The 21,138-nt window shown below is 44.2% G+C and carries 30 protein-coding genes; 9 read left to right on the top strand and 21 right to left on the bottom strand.

Annotated elements, in window-relative coordinates; translation table 11 throughout:
* Positions 1–92: 92 nt before the first annotated feature.
* From QMG91_RS16525 to QMG91_RS16440, 18 genes are all read right to left on the bottom strand, one after another.
* Positions 93–1,034, bottom strand: a complete 942-nt coding sequence (locus tag QMG91_RS16525) for a hypothetical protein (protein ID WP_281827692.1) — start codon at positions 1,032–1,034, stop codon at positions 93–95.
* A complete protein-coding gene (locus QMG91_RS16520) occupies positions 1,034–2,854 on the bottom strand; it encodes a hypothetical protein (protein WP_281827691.1) in 1,821 nt (606 codons plus the stop codon). The genes QMG91_RS16525 and QMG91_RS16520 overlap by 1 nt, the downstream gene beginning before the upstream one ends.
* On the bottom strand, positions 2,851–3,330 hold the full coding sequence (locus QMG91_RS16515) for a hypothetical protein (protein WP_281827690.1): 480 nt from the start codon (positions 3,328–3,330) through the stop codon (positions 2,851–2,853). The genes QMG91_RS16520 and QMG91_RS16515 overlap by 4 nt, the downstream gene beginning before the upstream one ends.
* Positions 3,312–4,355 carry a baseplate J/gp47 family protein gene (locus QMG91_RS16510; protein WP_281827689.1) on the bottom strand — a complete coding sequence of 348 codons (1,044 nt, stop codon included), beginning with the start codon at positions 4,353–4,355 and terminating at the stop codon, positions 3,312–3,314. The genes QMG91_RS16515 and QMG91_RS16510 overlap by 19 nt, the downstream gene beginning before the upstream one ends.
* Positions 4,352–4,738: a phage GP46 family protein gene (locus QMG91_RS16505; protein ID WP_281827688.1), complete on the bottom strand. Its 387-nt coding sequence runs from the start codon at positions 4,736–4,738 to the stop codon at positions 4,352–4,354. Before QMG91_RS16505 ends, QMG91_RS16510 begins: the two co-directional genes overlap by 4 nt.
* On the bottom strand, positions 4,735–5,310 hold the full coding sequence (locus QMG91_RS16500) for a phage baseplate assembly protein V (protein WP_281827687.1): 576 nt from the start codon (positions 5,308–5,310) through the stop codon (positions 4,735–4,737). The genes QMG91_RS16505 and QMG91_RS16500 overlap by 4 nt, the downstream gene beginning before the upstream one ends.
* A complete protein-coding gene (locus tag QMG91_RS16495) occupies positions 5,303–6,241 on the bottom strand; it encodes a phage tail protein (protein WP_281827686.1) in 939 nt (312 codons plus the stop codon). The genes QMG91_RS16500 and QMG91_RS16495 overlap by 8 nt, the downstream gene beginning before the upstream one ends.
* Positions 6,238–7,428, bottom strand: coding sequence for a DNA circularization N-terminal domain-containing protein (locus tag QMG91_RS16490; protein WP_281827685.1), 1,191 nt, complete (start codon positions 7,426–7,428; stop codon positions 6,238–6,240). Before QMG91_RS16490 ends, QMG91_RS16495 begins: the two co-directional genes overlap by 4 nt.
* A 276-nt stretch (positions 7,429–7,704) precedes the next feature.
* Positions 7,705–7,926: a hypothetical protein gene (locus tag QMG91_RS16485; RefSeq protein ID WP_281827684.1), complete on the bottom strand. Its 222-nt coding sequence runs from the start codon at positions 7,924–7,926 to the stop codon at positions 7,705–7,707.
* A 21-nt stretch (positions 7,927–7,947) separates the two neighbouring features.
* Entirely contained in the window at positions 7,948–8,208 is a 261-nt protein-coding gene (locus QMG91_RS16480) for an Ogr/Delta-like zinc finger protein (protein WP_281827683.1), read from the bottom strand.
* Positions 8,209–8,247: 39 nt separating this feature from the next.
* Positions 8,248–10,857, bottom strand: a complete 2,610-nt coding sequence (locus QMG91_RS16475) for a replication endonuclease (RefSeq protein WP_409351244.1) — start codon at positions 10,855–10,857, stop codon at positions 8,248–8,250.
* A complete protein-coding gene (locus tag QMG91_RS16470) occupies positions 10,854–11,093 on the bottom strand; it encodes a hypothetical protein (protein WP_281827682.1) in 240 nt (79 codons plus the stop codon). The genes QMG91_RS16475 and QMG91_RS16470 overlap by 4 nt, the downstream gene beginning before the upstream one ends.
* Entirely contained in the window at positions 11,090–11,632 is a 543-nt protein-coding gene (locus tag QMG91_RS16465; protein ID WP_281827681.1) for a DNA methyltransferase, read from the bottom strand. The genes QMG91_RS16470 and QMG91_RS16465 overlap by 4 nt, the downstream gene beginning before the upstream one ends.
* Positions 11,629–12,111, bottom strand: a complete 483-nt coding sequence (locus QMG91_RS16460; RefSeq protein WP_281827680.1) for a hypothetical protein — start codon at positions 12,109–12,111, stop codon at positions 11,629–11,631. Before QMG91_RS16460 ends, QMG91_RS16465 begins: the two co-directional genes overlap by 4 nt.
* A gap of 69 nt (positions 12,112–12,180) precedes the next feature.
* Positions 12,181–12,516, bottom strand: a complete 336-nt coding sequence (locus QMG91_RS16455) for a hypothetical protein (protein WP_281827679.1) — start codon at positions 12,514–12,516, stop codon at positions 12,181–12,183.
* A gap of 9 nt (positions 12,517–12,525) precedes the next feature.
* Positions 12,526–13,071 carry a phage regulatory CII family protein gene (locus QMG91_RS16450; protein WP_045962898.1) on the bottom strand — a complete coding sequence of 182 codons (546 nt, stop codon included), beginning with the start codon at positions 13,069–13,071 and terminating at the stop codon, positions 12,526–12,528.
* Positions 13,072–13,294: 223 nt separating this feature from the next.
* Positions 13,295–13,570, bottom strand: a complete 276-nt coding sequence (locus QMG91_RS16445) for a pyocin activator PrtN family protein (protein WP_239445591.1) — start codon at positions 13,568–13,570, stop codon at positions 13,295–13,297.
* Between the two features lie 40 nt (positions 13,571–13,610).
* Entirely contained in the window at positions 13,611–13,955 is a 345-nt protein-coding gene (locus QMG91_RS16440) for a pyocin activator PrtN family protein (protein WP_281827678.1), read from the bottom strand.
* Between the two features lie 158 nt (positions 13,956–14,113).
* Between QMG91_RS16440 and QMG91_RS16435 the strand changes: the two genes are divergently transcribed.
* From QMG91_RS16435 to QMG91_RS16410, 6 genes are all read left to right on the top strand, one after another.
* Positions 14,114–14,806, top strand: a complete 693-nt coding sequence (locus QMG91_RS16435; protein WP_045962896.1) for a helix-turn-helix domain-containing protein — start codon at positions 14,114–14,116, stop codon at positions 14,804–14,806.
* Positions 14,807–14,871: 65 nt separating this feature from the next.
* Positions 14,872–15,114, top strand: a complete 243-nt coding sequence (locus QMG91_RS16430; protein ID WP_281827677.1) for a DUF4177 domain-containing protein — start codon at positions 14,872–14,874, stop codon at positions 15,112–15,114.
* A complete protein-coding gene (gene yidD, locus QMG91_RS16425; RefSeq protein ID WP_281827676.1) occupies positions 15,114–15,320 on the top strand; it encodes a membrane protein insertion efficiency factor YidD in 207 nt (68 codons plus the stop codon). The genes QMG91_RS16430 and yidD overlap by 1 nt, the downstream gene beginning before the upstream one ends.
* Before the next feature lie 97 nt (positions 15,321–15,417).
* A complete protein-coding gene (locus tag QMG91_RS16420; RefSeq protein ID WP_281827675.1) occupies positions 15,418–16,521 on the top strand; it encodes a hypothetical protein in 1,104 nt (367 codons plus the stop codon).
* A 1-nt stretch (position 16,522) separates the two neighbouring features.
* A complete protein-coding gene (locus QMG91_RS16415; RefSeq protein ID WP_281827674.1) occupies positions 16,523–16,870 on the top strand; it encodes an STAS-like domain-containing protein in 348 nt (115 codons plus the stop codon).
* Position 16,871: 1 nt separating this feature from the next.
* A complete protein-coding gene (locus QMG91_RS16410; protein WP_281827673.1) occupies positions 16,872–17,357 on the top strand; it encodes a hypothetical protein in 486 nt (161 codons plus the stop codon).
* A gap of 65 nt (positions 17,358–17,422) precedes the next feature.
* Here QMG91_RS16410 and QMG91_RS16405 read toward each other — a convergent pair whose 3' ends face one another.
* The 3 genes from QMG91_RS16405 to QMG91_RS16395 form a co-directional block, all read right to left on the bottom strand.
* On the bottom strand, positions 17,423–17,809 hold the full coding sequence (locus QMG91_RS16405) for a hypothetical protein (protein WP_281827672.1): 387 nt from the start codon (positions 17,807–17,809) through the stop codon (positions 17,423–17,425).
* 99 nt (positions 17,810–17,908) lie between these two features.
* Positions 17,909–18,451 carry a hypothetical protein gene (locus tag QMG91_RS16400; RefSeq protein ID WP_281827671.1) on the bottom strand — a complete coding sequence of 181 codons (543 nt, stop codon included), beginning with the start codon at positions 18,449–18,451 and terminating at the stop codon, positions 17,909–17,911.
* 48 nt (positions 18,452–18,499) lie between these two features.
* Positions 18,500–18,880, bottom strand: a complete 381-nt coding sequence (locus QMG91_RS16395) for a hypothetical protein (protein WP_281827670.1) — start codon at positions 18,878–18,880, stop codon at positions 18,500–18,502.
* Positions 18,881–19,107: 227 nt separating this feature from the next.
* On the opposite strand from QMG91_RS16395, the gene QMG91_RS16390 reads away from it, so the two are divergent.
* From QMG91_RS16390 to QMG91_RS16380, 3 genes are all read left to right on the top strand, one after another.
* Positions 19,108–19,464 (top strand): hypothetical protein, encoded by a 357-nt coding sequence (locus tag QMG91_RS16390; protein ID WP_281827669.1) that lies wholly within the window; start codon positions 19,108–19,110, stop codon positions 19,462–19,464.
* Positions 19,465–19,668: 204 nt separating this feature from the next.
* Entirely contained in the window at positions 19,669–20,109 is a 441-nt protein-coding gene (locus QMG91_RS16385; protein WP_281827668.1) for a hypothetical protein, read from the top strand.
* Positions 20,110–20,282: 173 nt separating this feature from the next.
* Complete coding sequence (locus QMG91_RS16380) at positions 20,283–21,092, top strand: hypothetical protein (RefSeq protein ID WP_281827667.1); 810 nt, start codon at positions 20,283–20,285, stop codon at positions 21,090–21,092.
* The last annotated feature ends 46 nt before the right edge of the window (positions 21,093–21,138 follow it).

Below are 21,138 nucleotides of genomic sequence, written 5' to 3'. Positions count from 1 at the left end.
GTACCGAGGGGCTGAGAGAGGCGATATTTGTTGGATTTCTAAATGAAGCATGTAGAAAACCCAGCGCAATCGCTGGGTTTGAGGTGGGTAATTTAGGTCGCTAACCCGGATAGAGTAGGGCGAGGGCAGTCGGGGAAATCTGGGTGCTTCAGATAATCTGCCAGTTTTTTCCTGTCAGTAAGCACTTGTATGTGCTGCTCTTCCGAAAAATCATAAATGCGTAAACTACGCTGTGCCACGTCAATCTTTTGATCTTCCTCGTGGTCTTTTAGGGCGATGGTTATTTTAGAAAATTGTTCTTGTTGCCAAGCAGTTTCTTCTGCCGCTTTAGCTTGTTTAACCTTATCAGTATCGGGTATCCATCCCTTCGTTTTATCATCCCACTTATCCAATTCGGTCGGCTTGAGCAGCGTATGTGTGCTTGGAAGTTCGCCGATTTCTGTGACTTCGAAATCTTCTTCTACCCGGTTTTTGCTGTACGCAACTTGCCCGCGATGATCCGGCACTTTTTCCCAGTGCTTATTGGGCAATGTCAGCTTAGGGGCAAACCCTGTTTCACAGACTGGGGGGGATTCAAAGGTGTGGCTTTCTGGAAGCACGAAGTAATAATCAGAGACCACAGATTCAACACCAAACTCGTCAAAATACGGTTTTCCAATCAAGATTTCATACAGCGTCCAGCCGCTTTTCTCGTGAAACAATACTGTATGAGTACCACTATCAAACTCCGGCGGGGATGTAGTGACTGCCCATTTCGGGGGTGTGCCATCGGGAGACCCTACGACAAATTTTTGCCCGCGTGAATCCCAAAATGGTTCATGCGTACGGTCATCAATCTCTGACGACCACGTGTCCAGCTTGTCATCATACTTGGCGGTTTTCCCAGGTTTGCTGGGTGTGTACACATTTTGAGTGAACTCTTTGCCTAGAGCTGTTCCTGCCACGACGTGTTCTATGGTGTTTTCTACCCACCAACCCTCATGGGTTATTCTTGAAACGCTTACTTCTCCAGACTCTTCAAAAAACATTGTCATTACGCCAGCCTCGTGATCCAGTTGAATTTACGGTTTTTAATTGTGTTCTCTGCTGCGCCAAATTCAGCAATTTCGATGTCGTGGGCATGTGAGCCAATATCGACATAGTGATTGTGGGAACCTGAACTGCTTGTGGTTCTGGATTGTGTCCATAGATTATTAAAGGTACCAAATGCAGCATTGCCACTTCCGTCGCCTGTATTACCGAGCAAATAGTTTGATACGTGTGTATGAGCACCCGTTGTATTAGTCCATTTCCTGCCAACATCTGTGCTTGTGACGCGTGAGTTGGGGTGCCCGTGGGCTTTCACCTGGTCTTCTTCGTAAGCCAACACGTGTTCGCCGTCTTTTTTACCAACAATACCCAGCCCCCGCATGTCATCAAGAATGCCACTCGGAAAAGCTTTCGCGGTTAAAGGATATAGATTTTTGTCATATTGCTGCCCTTTCATAATGCCAAACCCTGGCGGAGCCACATCTAAGGGCCATGGGAAAACGATTCCGACCGGGCACCAGTCTTTTCGTAGAAATAGGTCATCCGATTGAGCAACTGAGTATGCGCCAACATCAGCAGCACTTGGCTTGTTTTCAGAGTTGTAAGTGTTTATGACCGTAACCGTCACTTCACGGTTTGATGATGGCTTGGGTGAATCAACGATTGATGTCACCCTGTTTATTGGCTTGCTTTCATTCAATGTAGTCCATACTTTGATGCCGAAAGCCTGCCAATACCCGATTCTCGGGAACCAGAAAGCCAGTTTTCCTGAGTTTTCAAGTATATGAATTCTTTCAGTGAATTTTCCATTTAGTGCAACGGCGGCGGTTTTGATTATCTTGTTGTCGTAAATATACCCCTCCAAGATAACTTTATACGTAGTGTTAAAGCCGTAAGCCTTTCCGCTCAGTTCAAACGAAAACGAATCTCCGTGAGTTACAGACGCATCAATATTCGTTTTTACAAGAGTCCCATGGATGAAATTACTCTTTGACTGATACGGTAAAATTTCGGATAACGTCGCATCGCCCACCTTTAACGCGTTTGGCGCATCGTCCGTAAGCTTCAAATACCGCTCATCATGCAAATGCCCCACGTCGGACTTGCCACTGATCAGCAATTCCATTTTGTATTGCAGCCATTCAAGACCGTCCTTCACTCCCATCTCTGTAATGGCTCGGTGTTGGCTTGTACCTTGATAGTTATTAGAGAGTAGCGTTGCACCCCACCGATTTATCTTCGCAGTGGTGTAGTTCCATTTTGTCGCTAAGCCATCTTTGAGGGCTTTTTCTGTAACGGCTTTATCGGTTCGAGTTCCGGTGTAGCTGTTGCTCAATAGGTTGCTAAGTGCTCGCCAAAATTGCGGTAGCTTTATGAGCTTTCCAGTAACAGCTTTATTGTCGATGTCTTCATCAGTTGCAGAGGGCGTACCAATTAGCTCTACGCTGATATTCGTGATGCTGGACGCAGCAAGATTGAGCTCAACAGCTTCAGTGACGACGGTGTTTCTTTGTTTATATGTGATCACCTCACCGTTGCGACTGTCGACTGCGAACAATGTGCCGTCATTTAGCCAGTACCCTAGTTCTTTTCCTTGGAATTCTTCATTGCCATTCCATACCGTTTCCAAGTGAATCTGACCAAGCCCGACGACTTCACCTTTGGTAATGGGCTTTCTCAGAATTTCATTCTTAAGTGCCGTCTGGTTTTTACTGGGAATGTACCCCGCCGTTCCGATACTGATTTCAGCAATTTTGTATTCAATGCCGAGTGTGCCCGCTCGAATTGATGCCGCAATACCAGCATCGGTAATAACTAGGCTCATTGGGTTACCTCGTATTTGTGCAAATTCCTAATGTGTCGATAGTTAGCAACCTGGTGATGCATATCGATGTGAGAGTGATAAATCCAGGCGATCTCTGTATGCGGCAGTCGCTTATTTTCAAAGCTTGTCCATGCCATTTCACACATGTGTCGAAAAGAGTCATTCAGGGATGCAGTGATAAGGTTGGGAGACTTAACATCATCAGAAACAACACCTGACCCTGTTCCCACAGTGGTGTTTAATAACCTTTGATAATCCGAAACCTTCCAGCCGAATTGCTGTGCTTCAAACTCCGTTAGCAGAGAAAGTTCGATTTCGTCATGAGTGAGCTTTAGCTCTTTGGCAATCCCCAAAATGGTGTTGTTGAGTTCTTGGTTTTCCGTGTCCTGCCAATATTCGCCCTTTGGCAGTAAAGCCCTGAAAGCATCTTCAAAGTCGCCTTCACTGTATTCGATGATTACGCCGGAGGTGTCCACGTGATGCCCCCCAGTGTGTGAATTTGGTTATTACCGATCGAAACTTCGCCAACTGGCGTCTTAACGATGAAGTTGTTCGTCACTGCAGAAACAGCAAGTACGATTTCAGTGTTAGTGATGGATTCTGGCGTATTGGTGTTTGAGTTAACCTTGCCCATTTTACCGATCACCAGCTTTTCCAATGCGGTTGTGACATCGTTGCGAATAGCCAAGTCATCAATACCTTGTATTTCGATATTGAGCGGGCGCTTTTGCGGTAACTTTGCGAATGGATGGCAACCGGCCAAACGATTCTGTTCAAAGGTGCTTTGAACCAGGTTGACGACTTCGGTGCTAACAGAAGGGTCATTTTTGCGAGTGCCTATATACACTTCAACCATGCCGCGCTTAGGTGTGTTATCCAGTACCCAGGCAAAATCCACATCAGCATGTGCAGACACTGCCCACGTCTCATAGTCTTCGGATTTGCCGATCAGCTCATTCTTTTCGAACGCAACAATCACCCGCTCACGCCAGTGTTCTAGTTCTTCAATATCAGCTCCGCCTTCAACACCGAGACTTCTCACTTTGCTTGGGTCTACACCGCTTAAACCTTCGTTCAATGTAAGGATTCCGCCAGATAGCAAATTGCTGTGTGTACCAGATTTGAGGGCGATCACTTCAACGGGGACGTTGCTGTACTGCTCTTTTGTAGTTTCGTAGTCTTTCCCGGAGCTTGTTAACCGTGTTCCCTTGGGGATAATGACCGTGCCACCCAGTTCGACAAATTGCACGAAGCCAGCGGCAAACGTAGGCAGCAAACGCGGCACCTTATGACGATTGGCGTGCAGGTATAGCCAAGCCTCGGAACAGGTCTCTGGGTGTAATTCACGAAACAGCAAATCTTGGTAGCCATACTGCCCGTAATTCGCGCCAGCAATGGCGGAGGCAATCGCGTCTATTGCTGGGTTGTTCTGCCCGGTTTGAGCAACCAATGTCGATTTAGCACGGGCGATCAGTTCGTGTAAGCTGCGTTGAGTGCTCATGGGGTTATTTCCAGCTCCTCACCTGAGTTCAATGTAATCGTGATATTTCTGCCCATCTGGTTTGGCTTCTCGCGCCACACTGAAACGTCAATTCGTTTTGCGTGCCCTTCTTTAACAAGCCAGGTGAGGGCTTCTTCACAAAATCTTTTGGCTAGGCTCAACGTTTGGTCTGTGAGCTTTTCTCGTTTTAAGGTCCAGTCACGTGAACCAACAACCTCGATCAACTCTTGGCTCCATGTACCACCTCGCTCGTTGTTTCCCATTCGAGCGCGGTCGTTCTGGTTTGATTCCCCGTGGTTGTAAATGCTTTGCAGCACCGCGTGAGTCATACCGCTCTTGCATGTTACTGGCTCAGTTAAAGCATTAAGGCGAAAGTGGCTCATGATTGATTGGGCTCCTGTGTCGTCTTAGAAGCGCCATCGTCGTCGTAGTTATGAGTGTGCTTTTCTACCTGCACGCCACCAAATGTTCCTGATTGACCACCCACGCTTTTCGCAACAATCAGGTCGCCACCGACAGAGACATCACCAGAGAAGGTGCTCTTTGAAGCGGTGACATTCACCTGAGTCGCATTTACCGTTGTTTCGCTGGCAGATGTGATTTCAAGCTTTGCCATTGCATTGATTTTTATGCCGTTCTGAGTGAAATGAACTAGGTTTCCTTTGTCGTCCAATACGGCAACCTCGCCCGGTTGCAGCTCAATTTGATGGCGTTCGTCTTCGACATTAACGGTTACGCCGCGAGCGGTAACGCCACCAATAAACAGGTTGTAGGTCTTTGCTCCGGGTAGTGGGCGGCTCATAAAGCCATAGTTATGAACGCGTTTTATTCGGTCGTTAGTACGCCCCGTTGCTGTTCTTATCTGAAGCATTGCTGTGCTTGCCCCAGTTACTACGCCAGTACCAACTACGTTCTTTATCCGACTCATTAAGCGCTGCACCCATTCCTTACGCATGGCTCTGATCCCTAAAAGGTCTAGATAATTCAATGGTTGTGCTTGCAGAGGTTTCGGTCACCGATAACCCCAAAGCTTTTATCATGAGCATTTCACTGAAATCTTGGTCCTTGTCGATAACTCGGATGACTCGGTTAAGTCCGTCTATTGCAAGCTCTGGGAATACATCTGCGATAGAGGCAGAGGCTGTTAAGCTTTCTGCTATTGCTAGGTCGCGCTCATAGGTTGCCCGCGACAGGCAGTCCTCTGCTGATTGCAGTTGGTCACAGATGATCACGTTTGTGCGGGACTTGATCACGTGAGGGCTGGTGACCGTAGCGCTTGCATCATCCCAGGCACCCTGCACCTCGATGGTGTAGAACTCCTGATTGAATGAGCGAGTGATTTCCAGGCTCTCAATGTTGTTGCCCGTTTCGATGCCTATGTTAGGAATCGTTTCGTGTGCTGTGTTTTCAACGGTGAGTACGCCATTGCGCTCAATCAGCATGTAACCTTGTTCACGAATGATTTGCGCAATGTTTTCAACAGGGCTCTCAGCGTTGATTTGAAACTCAGGAATGGCTGGCATACCACCAACCAAGCTTTTCACTCGTAGCCCGAAAGGTTTTGCCACTGTCTGAAGTAGCTTCTCGACATCTTGATGGTAAAGAGCATCCATCGTGATACGTGAATCAATCATGTTTGCACTGACAGAGCGACCGGACACCGTCAGCTCATGGGAACTAGAGCCCGTTGAACTTGCAACCTGATCAATCTGCCCAGAGAGGATGACGGTTTCACCAAGCCTAAACTCAACAGGCAGAGGCTTGTGAATCTGAATCGGGGCGATTTTGCAGTTGAATGTGTGCGCAAGTTGCGAGACAGAATAATTCAGGTCTGCCTGATAAAATTCCTGCCGGCCACCGTCAATGAACATAGATAGCTTTTTCATTCCACATCTCTTAGCGCGACATCTCCGCGCATAAATAGTGGGTGCTGCAAAGCATTCAACGAGGTAACCATGCCTTCTTTTGTGTACTCGTCATGAGCAATATTTAAAGCAGATTTGAACCTAGGTGACTGCACCGTTCGGTGTGGCAAGCTACCAGCAGTAACCTTGTCGTGCTGAGTTTGTACGCTTCTTTTTAATCCCAGCAGAGCATCAAATACAGCCATGCTTTCCATCGTGGAGACTTGAGTAACATCTGCAATTCTGTTTTCAACAGCCGTAGAAAGTGCAGTAAGGTCGCGTCGAATAATGTCAGGTTGCTTTGAGGTTCGAGTGATATCAAAACGTTCGTTTCTTTCAAGCTCGGTAATGTCGCGGCTCATCTTTATTGCTGCGGTAACCATCTGAATGTTGTAGTGCTGGGTAGGGCTGTCTTCTGTTACGAGCTTCAGTACAAGCGCCTGGCTACTGCGTGAGTTGTCCACTGCATCGCTGGGTGTGCTTACTTCAGACTGAACACCATTCGCGACCGTATCGAAAGCAGCAGTAAACAGATCAGCGAACTCCGCAGGATGAGTGCTGATACTGCTTACCGCTGAATACCCTTCGTTTATTGAATGATTGATGCCGTGAAGAAACTCATCTGGCAGGTTCAAACGGCTCGTAATATCAACCAACACGTTCAATGCACGAGTTACATCAAACTGAGTCCGGTTGATTTCAGACACGTTCAGCGTTTGAACCTTTTCTGAGAACGTCTCTTTAGACAGCTCTTCAACGCGAGCCGCACGGGCTTTGGTATGTACCGTGGTTTCAGTGGTGATGGAAGGCTGATTGCCAGAACGTACAAACTTGAGTGTTAGGGTAACCAAGCCCTTTCGAGTATTGATGTTTTGCGAAACATCTTCGAACACCAATGGCAGTTCGCCGAGCCAAGGGTGTTCAAGTTCACCTCTTGGCGTTGCCTCTAGGTTTTCTATAAAAGCGTTGGCATCGGCTAACGAGCTGGCACCAACAAACACAACTTCAAAAGTAAACTCTCGTGCCTTTCCTCCCATCACTTTGATGTGGGGTAAGTCGGCGTATGGAATCTCACTAACTTGTAAGCGCTGACCGCCCTCAATTGAGGTCGACAGAATATTGAGCTTATGCCCATTCCAGCGTGCATGTTCGTATTGTCGAGCCCACATAACAAAACCTACAAGGTGAAGAAAAAGCGGAAACGCAATCTGGTGAGATTTGTGTGTCGGGGTGCCGCGCTCAGCGCTCGTTCGGACTCACCCCTCCCTCCACACCAAAATTCCGCATTACAATTTCGCGCAATCAAAAGCGCAATTCATTTCGGTAGGTTTATTGGACCACAAGCCCCGTTGTAACTACATCAAGGGCTCTTTTAAATCCTGAATCTAGAGATCGTCCAAGATCGTTTTTATGCGTTTTTAGTTGCTTTCGCGATCCTTTTATTTTTACAGTCGATACGCTTCAAGCAATTTGGCATCCATGTCATTCAGTTTTCTAACCGCGAGCGAAATTCGCTTACTCGAAACGCCAGCTTTGAGCGACGCCAGCTCATAGTTAAAGCCAGAAATAAACACTAGGCGAGCGGCTTCTTTTGTTGGCGCTGGCATCTCACGATCAGGAATAATACTGAGCAAAGCCATTAGTCGTTTTTCAGGGATAATGTTCATTATCTTTAAAATTCCCGTAGTCTAGACTTCTGGTTGTGTCCGCTGTTCAGCTTGGAAGATATCCATTTGGTTGACGTCTCCCTTGCATAGTTCTGGTTGCAATTCTGGGTCTGGTTTGTCACCAGTAGGCTCAATAATTTTGTGAACAGTGGTCAACGTAATAAACACTTTTCCGCAATTCAGATTCTGACACTGACAATATGCTTCACGTGTTTCTTTTGACATCGCTCTTGATGTAGCAATACGGGCTTTGCTCCCGCAGCAAGGGCAAGTGATTAGCATGTTGTTTCCTTCTATCTATCAAAATGAGTTTTAACGCAGCTAAATTAACGGCCAGTCATCTTCCCTCTCTGGGAAAAATGAAAGGTCGGGCTGCTGATATTCATTATCTTTTTCTGTATTTTTCTGTTCTGGCTGGAGAGCACTTTCCCAGCCATCAAAGTTCAACCAGTTCCCGTCACTTTCCACCTTTCGGTTCACTTCTATCAGTTGAGCTGGACGCACATTTCCATTCTCGTCTAACGTCGGTGGTCGTATTCTCAGGCTGGTTTCGTCATCTAGCCGAACGTGGCTACCTTTTAGCAGAGCAGTCACCGCCGATTCGTCGATTTCCTGCCGTTTCTTCACTTCTTCTTTATTTGGAACCATTAACCTGGATAGCTGATCGCTGACCTGTACTCCGTGAGGCTGCGTACAGTTATTGACAGAACTCCGAGATGAGCCAGAGGCTCCAGAAAGAGCAAGATCAAGAGCAAGATCAAGAGCAAGATCAAGAGCAGGAGCAAGAGCCTCCGCTTCTGCTTGGTCGTCCACCTCGTCTTTCCTGCGAATCGTCCAAACCTTTGTGCGAGTCTTAACGGTTGTTTCTGCCGTAGAAAAACCTTGGATTTTGCGAACCTCTTCACCATGAGGAGAGGCGAAAGGCAACACTTCGTAGTCGTTGATGATGAGCAAGTCTTTTCGCTTAACAAAAGGACCACCTTGCCCGTTTATGTAGCCTTGCCAGTTACCGTGGTCTGCCGCAGCTAGAATGCCGCTTACACTTGCTTGCTCTTGATTGCCGCGAGCTTGATAGCTATCTCCAATGACCTTCATTAACTCTTTATTGGTGAGTAGCTTGCTTGGTTTGATAGGTCCAACCAAGTCGCGCATAAGCATTGAATAAATCGTGAGTAAATCGACACGGTTTTGCTGGAATAGATATTCCGTAAACGCTTTTTTGTTCTGGTTAGCAAAGCGGCGCAGCTCCCGGTAAGTTGTTACTGGTGCACCACCAAAGAACTGAAATTGGCGAATGTTCCAGCGGCTTTTCCATGCACTCACGTTTTTCGCCATATCTTTAATGGATTTGCCCGTTTCGTCTGAAACAACGTTATCCATGGCAAAGCCATCTATGTTCTTAGAAATGTATTTGGCGATATAACCCGTTGCAGTTCCTTTGGCTGGGTCGATGTAGCCAAAGTCGCAACGAGGTTTATAGTTGATTGGTCCCTGAATGCACTGTTTCTTTTCTGCTCGCTTAGGGTTGCGATCAAAGCTTGGAGTTAGCTCTTCTCTGTCTTCTTGCGTGGCATAGTCAATGAAAATACCGCGAACAGCGGCAACATCTTCCGGTTTAACCCAAATCAGCAAATGCCAGTGTGGGGTTCCATCATGGTGAGGCTCTGCCACTCGAACACCAAACCAACGGATTTCATCTCGCCCTAGCTTGGCTCGAATTTTCTGCCAAACATTATTTAAATAAGCCTGAGATTCACGTGGGCTTGCCCCATTCCAGTGGTTAATAAAACCACCTTTCTTGTATGAATTGTGGTACTTAGATGGAGTGGTCAACGTTAAGAACAAGCCTTGTAAACCAAGCTCATTGCCTATGTCTTCGCAGCCACGGCAACGCACCATCAATTCATGGCGGCGAATCGCTGGGTTCGATACGCTTTTTAAAACCATCTCTTCTAAACTGGCGGTTTCTTCTGTTTCTTCATCGAGCAGCTCACATTGCTTAATGTATTCCCAGTTCTTTTTCTGTTGTTCTACATGTTCACGAATGCAATCCCAACTCGCATACGCAGAAGCTTTAGAAGATACCTGACCCATTGCAATTGCCAGATGCTCGCGCATGATTTTGCGTAACTTAACTAAACGACAAAGCCACCACTTCTCACTGATCATGCGAGAGATATCGTTAAGTGCAGAAAGCTCGGTTTGCTTTATGTATTTGCGAGGAGGTTTAACGCCAAAAGCGTTGCTCACGAACTTAGATACTTGCTCATAGGTGAACACCACCGCCATAGTGGTACCAAGCTCGGTCTGTGCATGATACTTGTCGCTTTCCAATCTAATAAAACGATCGACGATGACTGAGATTTTAAACGCCATCTCTTTTAGTTCGTCTATTTCTAGCTCGGCTAAAATGCGATTCGTCACTGGTTTTCGATGTTGTTCTGCTTGGTCAAAATCAAAAGACATCTGGTCTTTTTGGTAATCCTCTGGATTGCGATGCTCTGTAAAGAAAGCGGAGTGAAATGGGTCTTCACCTTCTCCGGTTTCTTTAGACAGCAACGAAATTTTTTGTAACGTGGGTAATGCTTTGTATTTTTGAAGAACCAAAGCGGCACGCTCTGAAGCAGGCACCACCTTTGTACGCAGGAAGGTATTTGCGTGTTTATGTCCTACTTTTTCGAGTATCGAGATGTAGCGATTAACAAAGTACTTGGTTAAATAATCCGGCAGGTCTTTGATTTTCTCTTTAGCCCACTCAAAGTCGCTTGGGCTCGCTTCAAACAATTGACGTTCAACGACACTTAATTCGCTTGGTTCTGCTTGAGTTTTCGGACGATAGTTTGTAGCGATGCAAGCGTCCCTCTTGTTTACAGCCACAAGAGGGGTGCGCCATTTAAACTTTAACGGTGCTACTGGTTGGTAGTAGGTCACAACCTAACATCCAACGCCAGAGCCCAAAGAGGGTGAAGATCTAAGGGCTTTTTCAGGGCTTGAGGTTTCGCTTTCTTAATGCGAGCTCCACGCTTTTTCGCTGGCATCTCTACTGCTTGCTCAAGAGTTAAACCATTTTTAGACATGCGATAGAAAATTGTTGAAGCATCCATACCAACATGTTTTGCGATAGCGCTAATCCCTTTGATGCCTTTGTATTCGTGCTGGAATTTCATGCTGCCACCTCATGACCAGCAGAAATGATATGGCTTAGCCCCTTAGGAATATCGAAGCGGTTACCGTTGTCCCAGATAAACCAAGCGTATTCACAAGAATCAGAACCGCCGCCAACAAAACGCGGTCTCGGCACAATGATTGGGCATTTAGGTGGAAAGCCGATTTCAAACCAGAAAGGTAAGCGTTTCTTACTGCCCAAGTAATTCACACGTTGCAGATATGCCATTGTTCCGTCTGGCGCTAACTCAGAAAGGCTTTTGCGAATGAATTCCTCCGTTAGTGAAAACGGAGGGTTAGTGATGATCACATCCTGAGTGCTGAACTCCGTAGCCAGGTAATCAATACCTTTTTCGATTTCAGCAAATGACTTTTGGTTTTCTGGCAAATCAACCTTTTCGAAGATCGCACCAGTGCCATAACAAGGTTCTAAAAACTTGTCGGTTGGTCGAAGCGTCAGTTTAGATAGAAGTGCATCCACAACTTCTGGTGGTGTTGGGTAAAGCTCACGTGGGATGGTATTGCCGTTAGTGGAACTCATGCCTCCACCCCCACTTTTGCTGCGGCTTCTTCACGGGCTTCGATGATCAGTTCTGTTAGTTGGCTTTCGATTGAAAGGAGTTGTTCTAGGGCGTTATCGTCGCCTAGGTCCACATCCTCATATATTAGCCAGTTACGTTCATACTCACTCGTGTAAACCGTATCTGCTGGGTGTGCATAAACATGGAAACTGCTTGTGTGACCAGAAAATTTAACAAAGATATGAATCACATCCGTGTTCGACATCGCCAGCACATTGATCGCATGAACAATGTCGTAAACGTCGCGGGTAGCGCTAACGGCTTTCTTTGAACAAGGTGTTAGGAACATGCCTTGATTAGGTTCTATCTCTTGTTTTAGCTTTTCTTGAAGCTCGTTTACATCCTGAGCGGAAAGATCAACAACCATGGCGGGCTTTGCCAGTAACTCAATTCTTTTCAAGGAATCTCTGATTTCTTCTAATACTTCAGTATTCATCATCTATGCTCCTGCGCTGCGATGAAAAAGAGCCCCCTGTTACAGGGGCAAGGGAGACACTATGGAAAGTGTTTAGTGGGTACTGCTAAAGTGGTGGTGCTTAAGGCGTCTAACGTCGCCAACATTTCTATCAAGCTGAATGACGATTTCTTTTAGCTGCTGCATCCCAACGTGGATTTTGCGCATCTCCAAATCATCAAAACTGTTGAATTCACGGACGTGCTCTGAAGCTTTCATATCACCCGCAATCAAAATCATTCCGCGGAAACGGGGTGAAAAGCCTCTCCACATCGCTTCAAGCTGCTTGCGGGTCGCGCTACCGTTAAACAACGACTTACACGCTTCAATACTTTGCTGGGCAGGGGGCGGAGTTTGTTCACTCTCTTTCTGGATAGCTAACTGACTCATGTTGGCTCCTTACGTTAAACCTGGAATCGGCGCACCGTTGGAAATAAAGTCCACACCCATTGCAAAGAAGGGCTGAGCACTGCCTGTGCGTTTTTCAAGGTCATGGATTAAAAGCACCAGGTTGCTAATGCCATCGTGTGCTTTGCTAATGATTTTGTTGCGAGTAGAACGAGAGAGAATGCGATCACCAGAGTGCTCCAACGCCATACTTGAAAACTCTCCTGCACAAAGTGAGTTTTCGAGTACGCGTTTTAAGAACGTCTCCTGAGTGCCGCGCTCCTCGGCAGGAACATGAGCCGCCACGATATCCAGATCGCGGAGCAGGGCATAAACAATGGAGTAGTCGCCAGTTTCTTTACTAATGGCAACCAGAACAGGTGGGGTTAAAAGCCGCGATTGGTCTGGGTTAAGCATATTGCGCAGAACATTGCGCTTAATGCCAAAGGTATCGGCTAGGTTGCTCAGGTTGTGTTTCTGAGCAAACGCAACGCAGGCTTCATCAAAATTGTGTTGTGCAGAATCCAAGAATTCGCACATTGCTAGATTCGCTTCCATATCGGATACTCACCTTGTAGAAAGTGAAGCGAAAACCAAATGCGGGATGACAGAAAAGGAGTGAAAGGCTATCCTAAAAAGGAACGCAAGTTCACCTATGAATCCTGTACACTCAAATCGTTCTTTTGTGTTCTGAGTCTCGCCAAAGTCTAAGAAGGCACATAGGAACGAAGCACAAGGTTTTCATACGCGGCATTGGAGCTCTGCTTCAATGCCGTTTTTATTAATGAGGCTTGTTCACCGCTTCCCACTCTGCTTTCGCTTTGGCATGTTGCTTCACAATCAAAGCCGCTAAGTCCTCCGCTGTAACAAAGAAGTCGCCGCTGTTCGTGTCCGTAGTACGGAAAGCAGGAAGAGGAAACGTATTAGATTTAATGCGCTCATTCGCCGTTTTCACCGAGCAGTTAAAGTAACGCTGACAAATATCTTTTACAGGAATCTCAGCGCCGTATTGATTCGCAACTAGCGCAACGCGTTTTTTGAAAAGTGACATTTCCATGGTTTACCTCGTTTCAAATTAGGTAAGAGTTAATAGTGAATTACTGTTTGCTTTCTGAAGATATTAGACGTTCATCTTCACTACAATAGCCGCCGCAAATATATGCAAGTTGCGGTAAATTAAAGCAAAAATAAGCAATCCATTTACCTAATGCCTTGGTTGAATCTTCAAATTCTTGGTCGATGTAAGTCGCCAAGTCCTCCGTTGTAACGAAAAACTCATTCTTGTTGCTATCTGCCATCCGGAAAGCCGGAATCGGAAATGTGTACGCCTTAATTTTTTGATGAGCGGTTTGCTTCTTACAGTTAAAGAACGGTTCACAAACGTCAGACACCGGGATAATGGAATCACCGAATGCGGCAAGTAACCCAATTTCTGTATTCATACATTCCCTCTCATAGAGACACGCCCTAAAGCGTGATAAAGTAAGTTTTCGCAACTTAAAGCGTCCGGAATCTGTCTGCGTATCAATTCCTAAGCTTCGTTTTACTTAATATTGCTTCCATTGGCTTCATCTGTCAATGGAGGATGGTGCTCATATTTATGAAAGAATGGTTTCTATCTTCTGATTTGATGGATTTGCCGGGTATGCCAGGTAGCAGTTCAGGCATCTCTCAAAGAGCTAAACGAGAGGGCTGGAAGTCCCGTAAAACAAGGGGACAGTCCCGGTCGCTTGAGTACCACATTTCCAGTTTTAATGATCAAGATTTAGAAGAATTGCGCGTTAAATTTGGGGATGAGCTAATTCCTGACAATGTGACCGAACTCTCAAACGTTAAGGCAGTAAAAACCGTATCGCAGATGAATGACATGTGCGCAGTTCCGGTTTACAACGTTTATGCCTCGTGCGGGTTTGGTGCTCAGAACGAAGCCGAATACCAACTTAGGCAAGAATTCCTACCTTGTTTATGGTTAAGGCGTTTTGGGTTAAATGAAGAATCGGCACGAATCATCATTTGCCATGGCGACTCAATGGAAGACACTCTGAGCGATGGCGACGAAGTACTGGTAGACATAAGAGAGCTAGAACACCCGGTAAAACACGGCGTGTACGTGGTGCGTATTGGTAAACACGTTTACATCAAGCGGCTTAAATACGACATCATGGCAGAAGGCTACGAAGTCATATCAGACAATAGAGAAGAATATGGTCCATTTATTGTGAACGGAGGAAAGCTCGAAGAGTTTGCAATAATAGGAAAAGTGGTGACCACCGTTATGAAGGCGGTGGTTTAGAAGAACGAAGGCATCCGAAAGGGTGCCTTTTTTGTTGGCTATTGATAAAAATATAAGAGAGAAGTATGTACGAATACAAGATGGTTCAGATCCCACCTAACATTGCAGTGAATATGAAAGATTCGCGTGGCGACGATGCTGCAAGATACTTGGAAAATGTTGTAAATGAGTATGCGAGAGAAGGTTGGGAATTTCATCGTGTAGATACAATTGGTGTTCAAGTCCAACCTGGTTGTATGGATGCGTTAAAGGGCAAAAAAACAGAAAGTGCCAGTTATTACGTAATATCTTTTCGTAAAGAAGTTTGATGCTGGTTTACTTATCCATAAAGCTAATCCTGCTTTATCGCAAACTTGCTCCTCAGCGTTTGAGAGGGGCATGTTTGTATGAGCCAACATGTTCTGAGTACGCAATCTTGGCATTGAGAAAGTTCGGATTCATAAAGGGTTGGCGCATGTCTTTTAAAAGGATTGGTCGCTGTAAGCAGCCATTCGGCGGGATTGATTATCCGTGATGAAACCGATTTATAACGTTTATGTATTTTGGGCTCACTCAAGATCTGTAAATTGGTATTGGCTTAAGTGAACCTCAGAAGAGAAAAGTAAAAACAAATGCGGATATTAGAACAAGTTCACTCTCGTGAGAAAAGCTTGCGATTACGTAAGAAAAAGAAGAAGTCGCGCCCTAAGCAAAAGAGAAAGCATCAAACACAGTCAGCTACCGTTTTTGGGGCTCCGATCATTCCTGTCCCAAGATGTTTTGATTTACGAGATGGCGATCGTTCTTTAATTGATGCGTTTTTTGAGCTTCTCAGGAACACTTTAGTTAAGAGCCCTAAGTGTATTTACCTTTCTTTTGTGAACACGAAAGTGTTTAAGGTAATGCCTACCCTTGTGCTCTACTCAATCATTGACGATGCGAGGGAGGAACTAGGTGTTACAACAAAAATTAATATCATGTGGGCTAAAGGAAACAAAGCTCGTGATGTCAATTTCAATATCCGTGTGAGTGGTGAGTTCCTTCCAGCTGCTGAACGAGAAAGTAAAATGAAAGATTGCGATTTATTTCCTGTCATTATGGGAAGTAACGCACGCGCCAATGAACTAAGTAACAAGTTTGTCGATAGCATATTGGAGAAACACTTTCCCGATGCGGATGCAGAAAAAGAACAGCAAATAGCATCTGCAATTCAAGAAACAATAGATAATGTTGGTCGACATGCTTACCCAAGCTTGGAAGATCATACAAAGAAACGTTGGTGGTTCGATTGCAATAGGATTGGCGATAATCTATATATTGCGATTTACGACAGAGGCATAGGTATTCCTAGTTCTCTGTCAAAGAATAATGCAGTATTTCTCTCGCGTATTAACATGTTGTACAAAGAAAAGTATGTAGATGTTATTGGGGAAGAGGTTACTGTAGATAATTTAAGTCAATTGGAGATGCTTAAAACTTGGCTTAATAGGAACCTAAGTGACGGTCAGCTAATTCGAGCAGCCATGCACATTGATGTAACGTCAACGGAGCTAGATAAGCACGGACAAGGTAGTAAAAGTATTAAGGGGTTGATTACCAGTGACGAAAATAGTTACTTACTGATGTACAGTAACAAAGGCTTTTATTGTTATAGTAAAGGTACATCTGATACAGATAAAAGTGTAGAAAACTCAGATCACGTTGTACCTGGGACATTAATCCAATGGAGTATTTAGGGTGAGTCACAAAACAATAGAAGTTGTCAATGACTTCCACAGCAGACCGTATGGACGCCTCACTAATGATGCGCCGGGCTGTGAATTATCGTCTGGTCAAGCTTTTCGAGACAAGCATCTTGCACCAGCGTTGCATGAATTTGATAAAGTCACCGTCGATTTGACTGGCTTTAATCGATACGGACGTTCTTTTTTAGATGAGGCGTTTGGAGGGCTAATTCGTGAGAGTAAGTTCACTAAAGCACAGTTGGATGAAAAACTTAGCTACGTTCATAACGACCTAGCATCAGTGGTTGCAATCATTGACGAGCGAATTGAAAGAGCAGAGCAAGATCGAGTAGCGAGGTAGTATGAGCTATGTGATTTATGCGGTCAGTTGGCTGCTTGCTATTTTCATACACTTGAACACACTTAAACGAACGGCTTTAACAAACACCAAAGATGATTTAATTAGTGAATTGTACTCGCTACTTGAGGTGAACAAAGGGAAAGATGAGCAACTGATTAAGGAAGCAGTATTTGCTCATAAGTTCTCTAGAATTGAAAGTAAAGCTAAAGAGTTTAATGGTATCTGCAAGTCTGACCTGATAAAGACAGATCATGAAGATTTCAAAAACTTATTTACCTTCGACACTGATGAGGGGAGTCAGCCACTATTAACGACTAAATGCTACGATGCCGTTGATTATGTTGAACGGGTTTTTCACAACCATATTCAAAATCGCTTTTCCTCTTTCTATATGATTAGGTATGAATTAGCGGGAGTAGTATCAACGTTACTCAGCTTGTATCTTCTCGTGAAGCTGGTCTATTGGTTGTTTGGCGGTGAAATTTAAACTAAGCCCTGCATTTGCAGGGTTTTGCTTAGTTATCAGATATTGACGTTAGATACGAATAAACATCAACTATTCTTTGGAAAGGGCAGCACTTGCCCTTTTTTATCGGCTTTTGGTGGTAGGGGGTGGGTAACCGGAAAATCGTTCTCTAGAAGTAGGTAATACGTGTCGTGGATAACACACCCGACGCAGTAGTGATCGCTCTTAATATCCTGCCAGTCCGTTAGCCCGTCATCATCAAGTGTAAAAGCGAACAGGTTGACGAGCTTCACTAGCTGATGCTGTCTAGTCTCTAAATCATACGGCAGGAACCCGCCAAACCGCTTGTTTATGTAATCACCATTTTTAGCTAACGCGGGTATCTTGTCTCCCGATACCCCAGAGCCATGAATAGCCCCGCGATCAGAAAGTACAACATTTCGGTAATTGTGTTTATATCGAATAGCTGGCATGGGTAAGTTCGAAAAGGTTTTCAATTAGTCTAGCAAAGAAAGGCACCCGGTTGGGTGCCTTTCTTTATACACATGGGCTTGTAGTTCCCCATTATGAGATTAATTTTCCTGATACTTATCAAGTTTTATTTTCAGTTGTTCAACTTCAGCGTACCACCTTGGCTTAGCCTCAGTCGTATGTTTATAGCGTTCTTCTTCCAATGCTTGAAAGAAAGGTAAAATCCAATAGAGTTGGCTTTTACCGAACAAGCGATAGACTGTTTTTTCACATACGAGTTCTTCATCAATCATCAAGTTCAAATCAGCATAAAAATTGCCTAACCTACCAATTTTTCGCCGATAATCTAGAGTGTTAGTGTCTTCTTGGGGTAAATAATAGTACTTGGGTATCGTTTGACTTGTTTTCCATTCAGAAACCAGCTTCCCGACCTCCCTGCGAATCTTGAATATATCGCTACTCCACCAACGGTCATTGAGCTCTAAGACGGTTTTAACCTTTAATAGTTTTAGTTCTTTTCTAGCCTTCATCTGACTTACTAAAAACGCGATAAAACTTAGACAAAAACTAGCACCAGAAATTAATGCTACAAATAACAGCCGATAGTCGACCAAAACTTGCTCCACAACTTGAGGTGTTTGCATATTTTTCTCCCACCGATAATTAAAGTTTGTGGCAACTTGCTTTTCTTTTCACCAGCGAACCACTTTCACACCATGTAGTCCTAAACCTTTCTCGGTACACTTCGATGTTTCTCCAAGCAAGTAAACTCTTTTGTCGCTTGTTAATGCCTCTTGAGCTAAACGAGCCCAGTTTTCATTGATTTCTATGACGCGATCAGTATTGGAATGAGTATGATAAAAAACACCAGTTGAGTCTGCCGCTGGGCATCCGGTCGTCATTTCTCCCGATACTGCTTCAACTGTAATTTCTAAAACTGGAAACCCTGTCTGAGCATCATGATAATCAGCAACACTTTTTACGATGAATTCCCCCAACCATTGCTGGGTGGTCTGAGTAAAAGCTGACGCTGAGAAGAGAGTTATTGCTAAGCCTAGTATTGTCTTTTTCATTCACTTTCCTTTTTGAATTTATCTATCACTCTAAAAAATAGGCAAAATCTCTGTTTTGATTTAACTTAATGTAAATCATCTTTGATTTATTTACATTCATACAAGAAGCCTTTTTTAATGATATCAATGTCTAAGAAAACATCCGAACATAAGAAATGTGCAGAAGCTATCCGCGAGTTTGTTAACAATAAACGCAAGGGGTTGTTTGAGATATTAGGTATCCGAATATGAAGGGAGTGATAATTGCGTTGTTGCTTCTGCCATTTGCTTCTCGGGCTGAAACAAAATGGCACGAAGCCGATTACGTTGACCACTATTGCAAAGGTGAAATAGAACACGTGTTACCGGACAGAACACGTATCGATTGCCTAACTGACACCCACGCGATTGAGTTTGACTTCGCTAACAAGTGGGCGGATTCGTTAGGACAGGCTTTGTTTTATTCCGCCATGACAGGCAAGAAAGGGAAGGTCATTCTTATCGTGAAAGAGCGCACCAAAGCCCGCTACTTAAAACGCATCGAGACAGCTATCGAATACCACAAACTCGATATTGAAGTTGATACAGTAGCGTTTCGTCATTGAATTATTTTATCCAACATAGCCGTCGTTGTTTTACGTCTGAAAAAACTGAAATTTAAGCAGATACGAACAAAGTGAGAGAACACAGCTCCAGACTTCTGCTGAGTCATAAGATGGCTAAATGTATGGTATGAGTTAAATATCTTTTGTGTATCATAAGGTTGTGTTATATATAAGCTTTGCTGCATATAAAGAGGGCGAATTAAGATGGAGTCAACTTATACACTATTGCTGCAACGTATCGACAGATGGAGATTGGAGACCGCAGCTTATCGGGCGTGGAATATCATTCTCTATCTGACAGCGAAAGTTTCCATACCTCTCATATCAACAATAATTGTAACCAACATTTCTATCTCCACTACCGGAGACCCTTTCATATCGAATGACTCAATGATCATTTTAGGAATAATTGTTGCAGTCTTGTCTAGTTTAGATTCTGTTTTGAATCCCGAACTACAAAAATTTCGAGCTCACATGAAAAATATCGAATTGGGAAAGTTCAAAGAAGAGTTGAAAATCGAGTGGAGCGAAACTGTTTGCCCCAAAGAAAAAGCTACAATTCTTAAAAAAGCATCTCTAAATCTCGAAGCCTCTTTGAAGCACTATGCTCGCGAAGCGTATGGCAGCAATGGAAGTTCAAAATAAAACAAGCACAAACTAGATATGCTTCAATTTGCATTCTAACTCCTCCGTATTTTTGGAATGTTGGGGGAGTTGTTTTGCCCGCTGAATCTTGGATGATAAAGTTATTCGTAGAGACCCATTTCATAATTCTATGTGAAGTTTGAGCATTGTATTGTTGATTAGGAGTTGCCAGAATGAAAAAAACTGAGATCGTAACTGTATTAACAGCTGTACTAGCCATCGTACTTTCCGCAGGAAATATTTATCTAGAGCATTTTAATTCCGAAGATTCACTTACTTTCAAAGTTGCTAATGTTGCTTTTGAAGATGGTAATCTGATAGTTAACTATTCGTACAGCAATACCGGTAGCAGTGTAATATTTGTCGAACATGTAAACATAAGGATAAAACACTTAAAACAGAGTCAATGGTGGCGTTCGGGTGAATCAATTTTTCACAATACCGAGGCTTTTATGCTAGAACCCGGAGATACCAAATTATTTTACTATGATATCGAACTTCATGAGTATGTACTTGAATATATAGAACTATTAGAACCAGTTCTAAAAAGTATTAAAAGTCCTAGCACATATACATCTTCAAAGATCCTGATCACGACACGATACTCCTCAATTGACAGTTCTCCTGAAGCGAAAACGATAGCGCTCGCGAGCATTATAAATCTAACAATGGATCCAAACAAATACAGTAAAAATTATTACCTACATTCTAGAGGAGAACCTGTAGATTTATTTAAACTCGATCTTAATGGGCGAGATTCTTGGCTTCCACTGGGAATTGGTACTGGTTCTTACCTCGGTCACCCAGTAAAATACGACCATTTAACTACAGTGGAGACTAGTGATATCTATTTGGGTACCTATAATTCAAAGGTTCAAGAGCATCAAAAAGGACTAATTGATATGCTGCTAGACTATTATCCAGAATATAAGACAGAAATAGGTTATTTGAGCGAAGCACTGCCGAATTCAAGTGAGCCTTGACTCTATACTTCGTGAAACTCGGTCTATTGACTAATTGAACTTGACT

It is taken from the genome of Vibrio nigripulchritudo (assembly GCF_027924785.1).
Classification (GTDB): Bacteria; Pseudomonadota; Gammaproteobacteria; order Enterobacterales; family Vibrionaceae; genus Vibrio; species Vibrio nigripulchritudo.
This window is presented reverse-complemented; position numbering and strand designations above follow the sequence as displayed.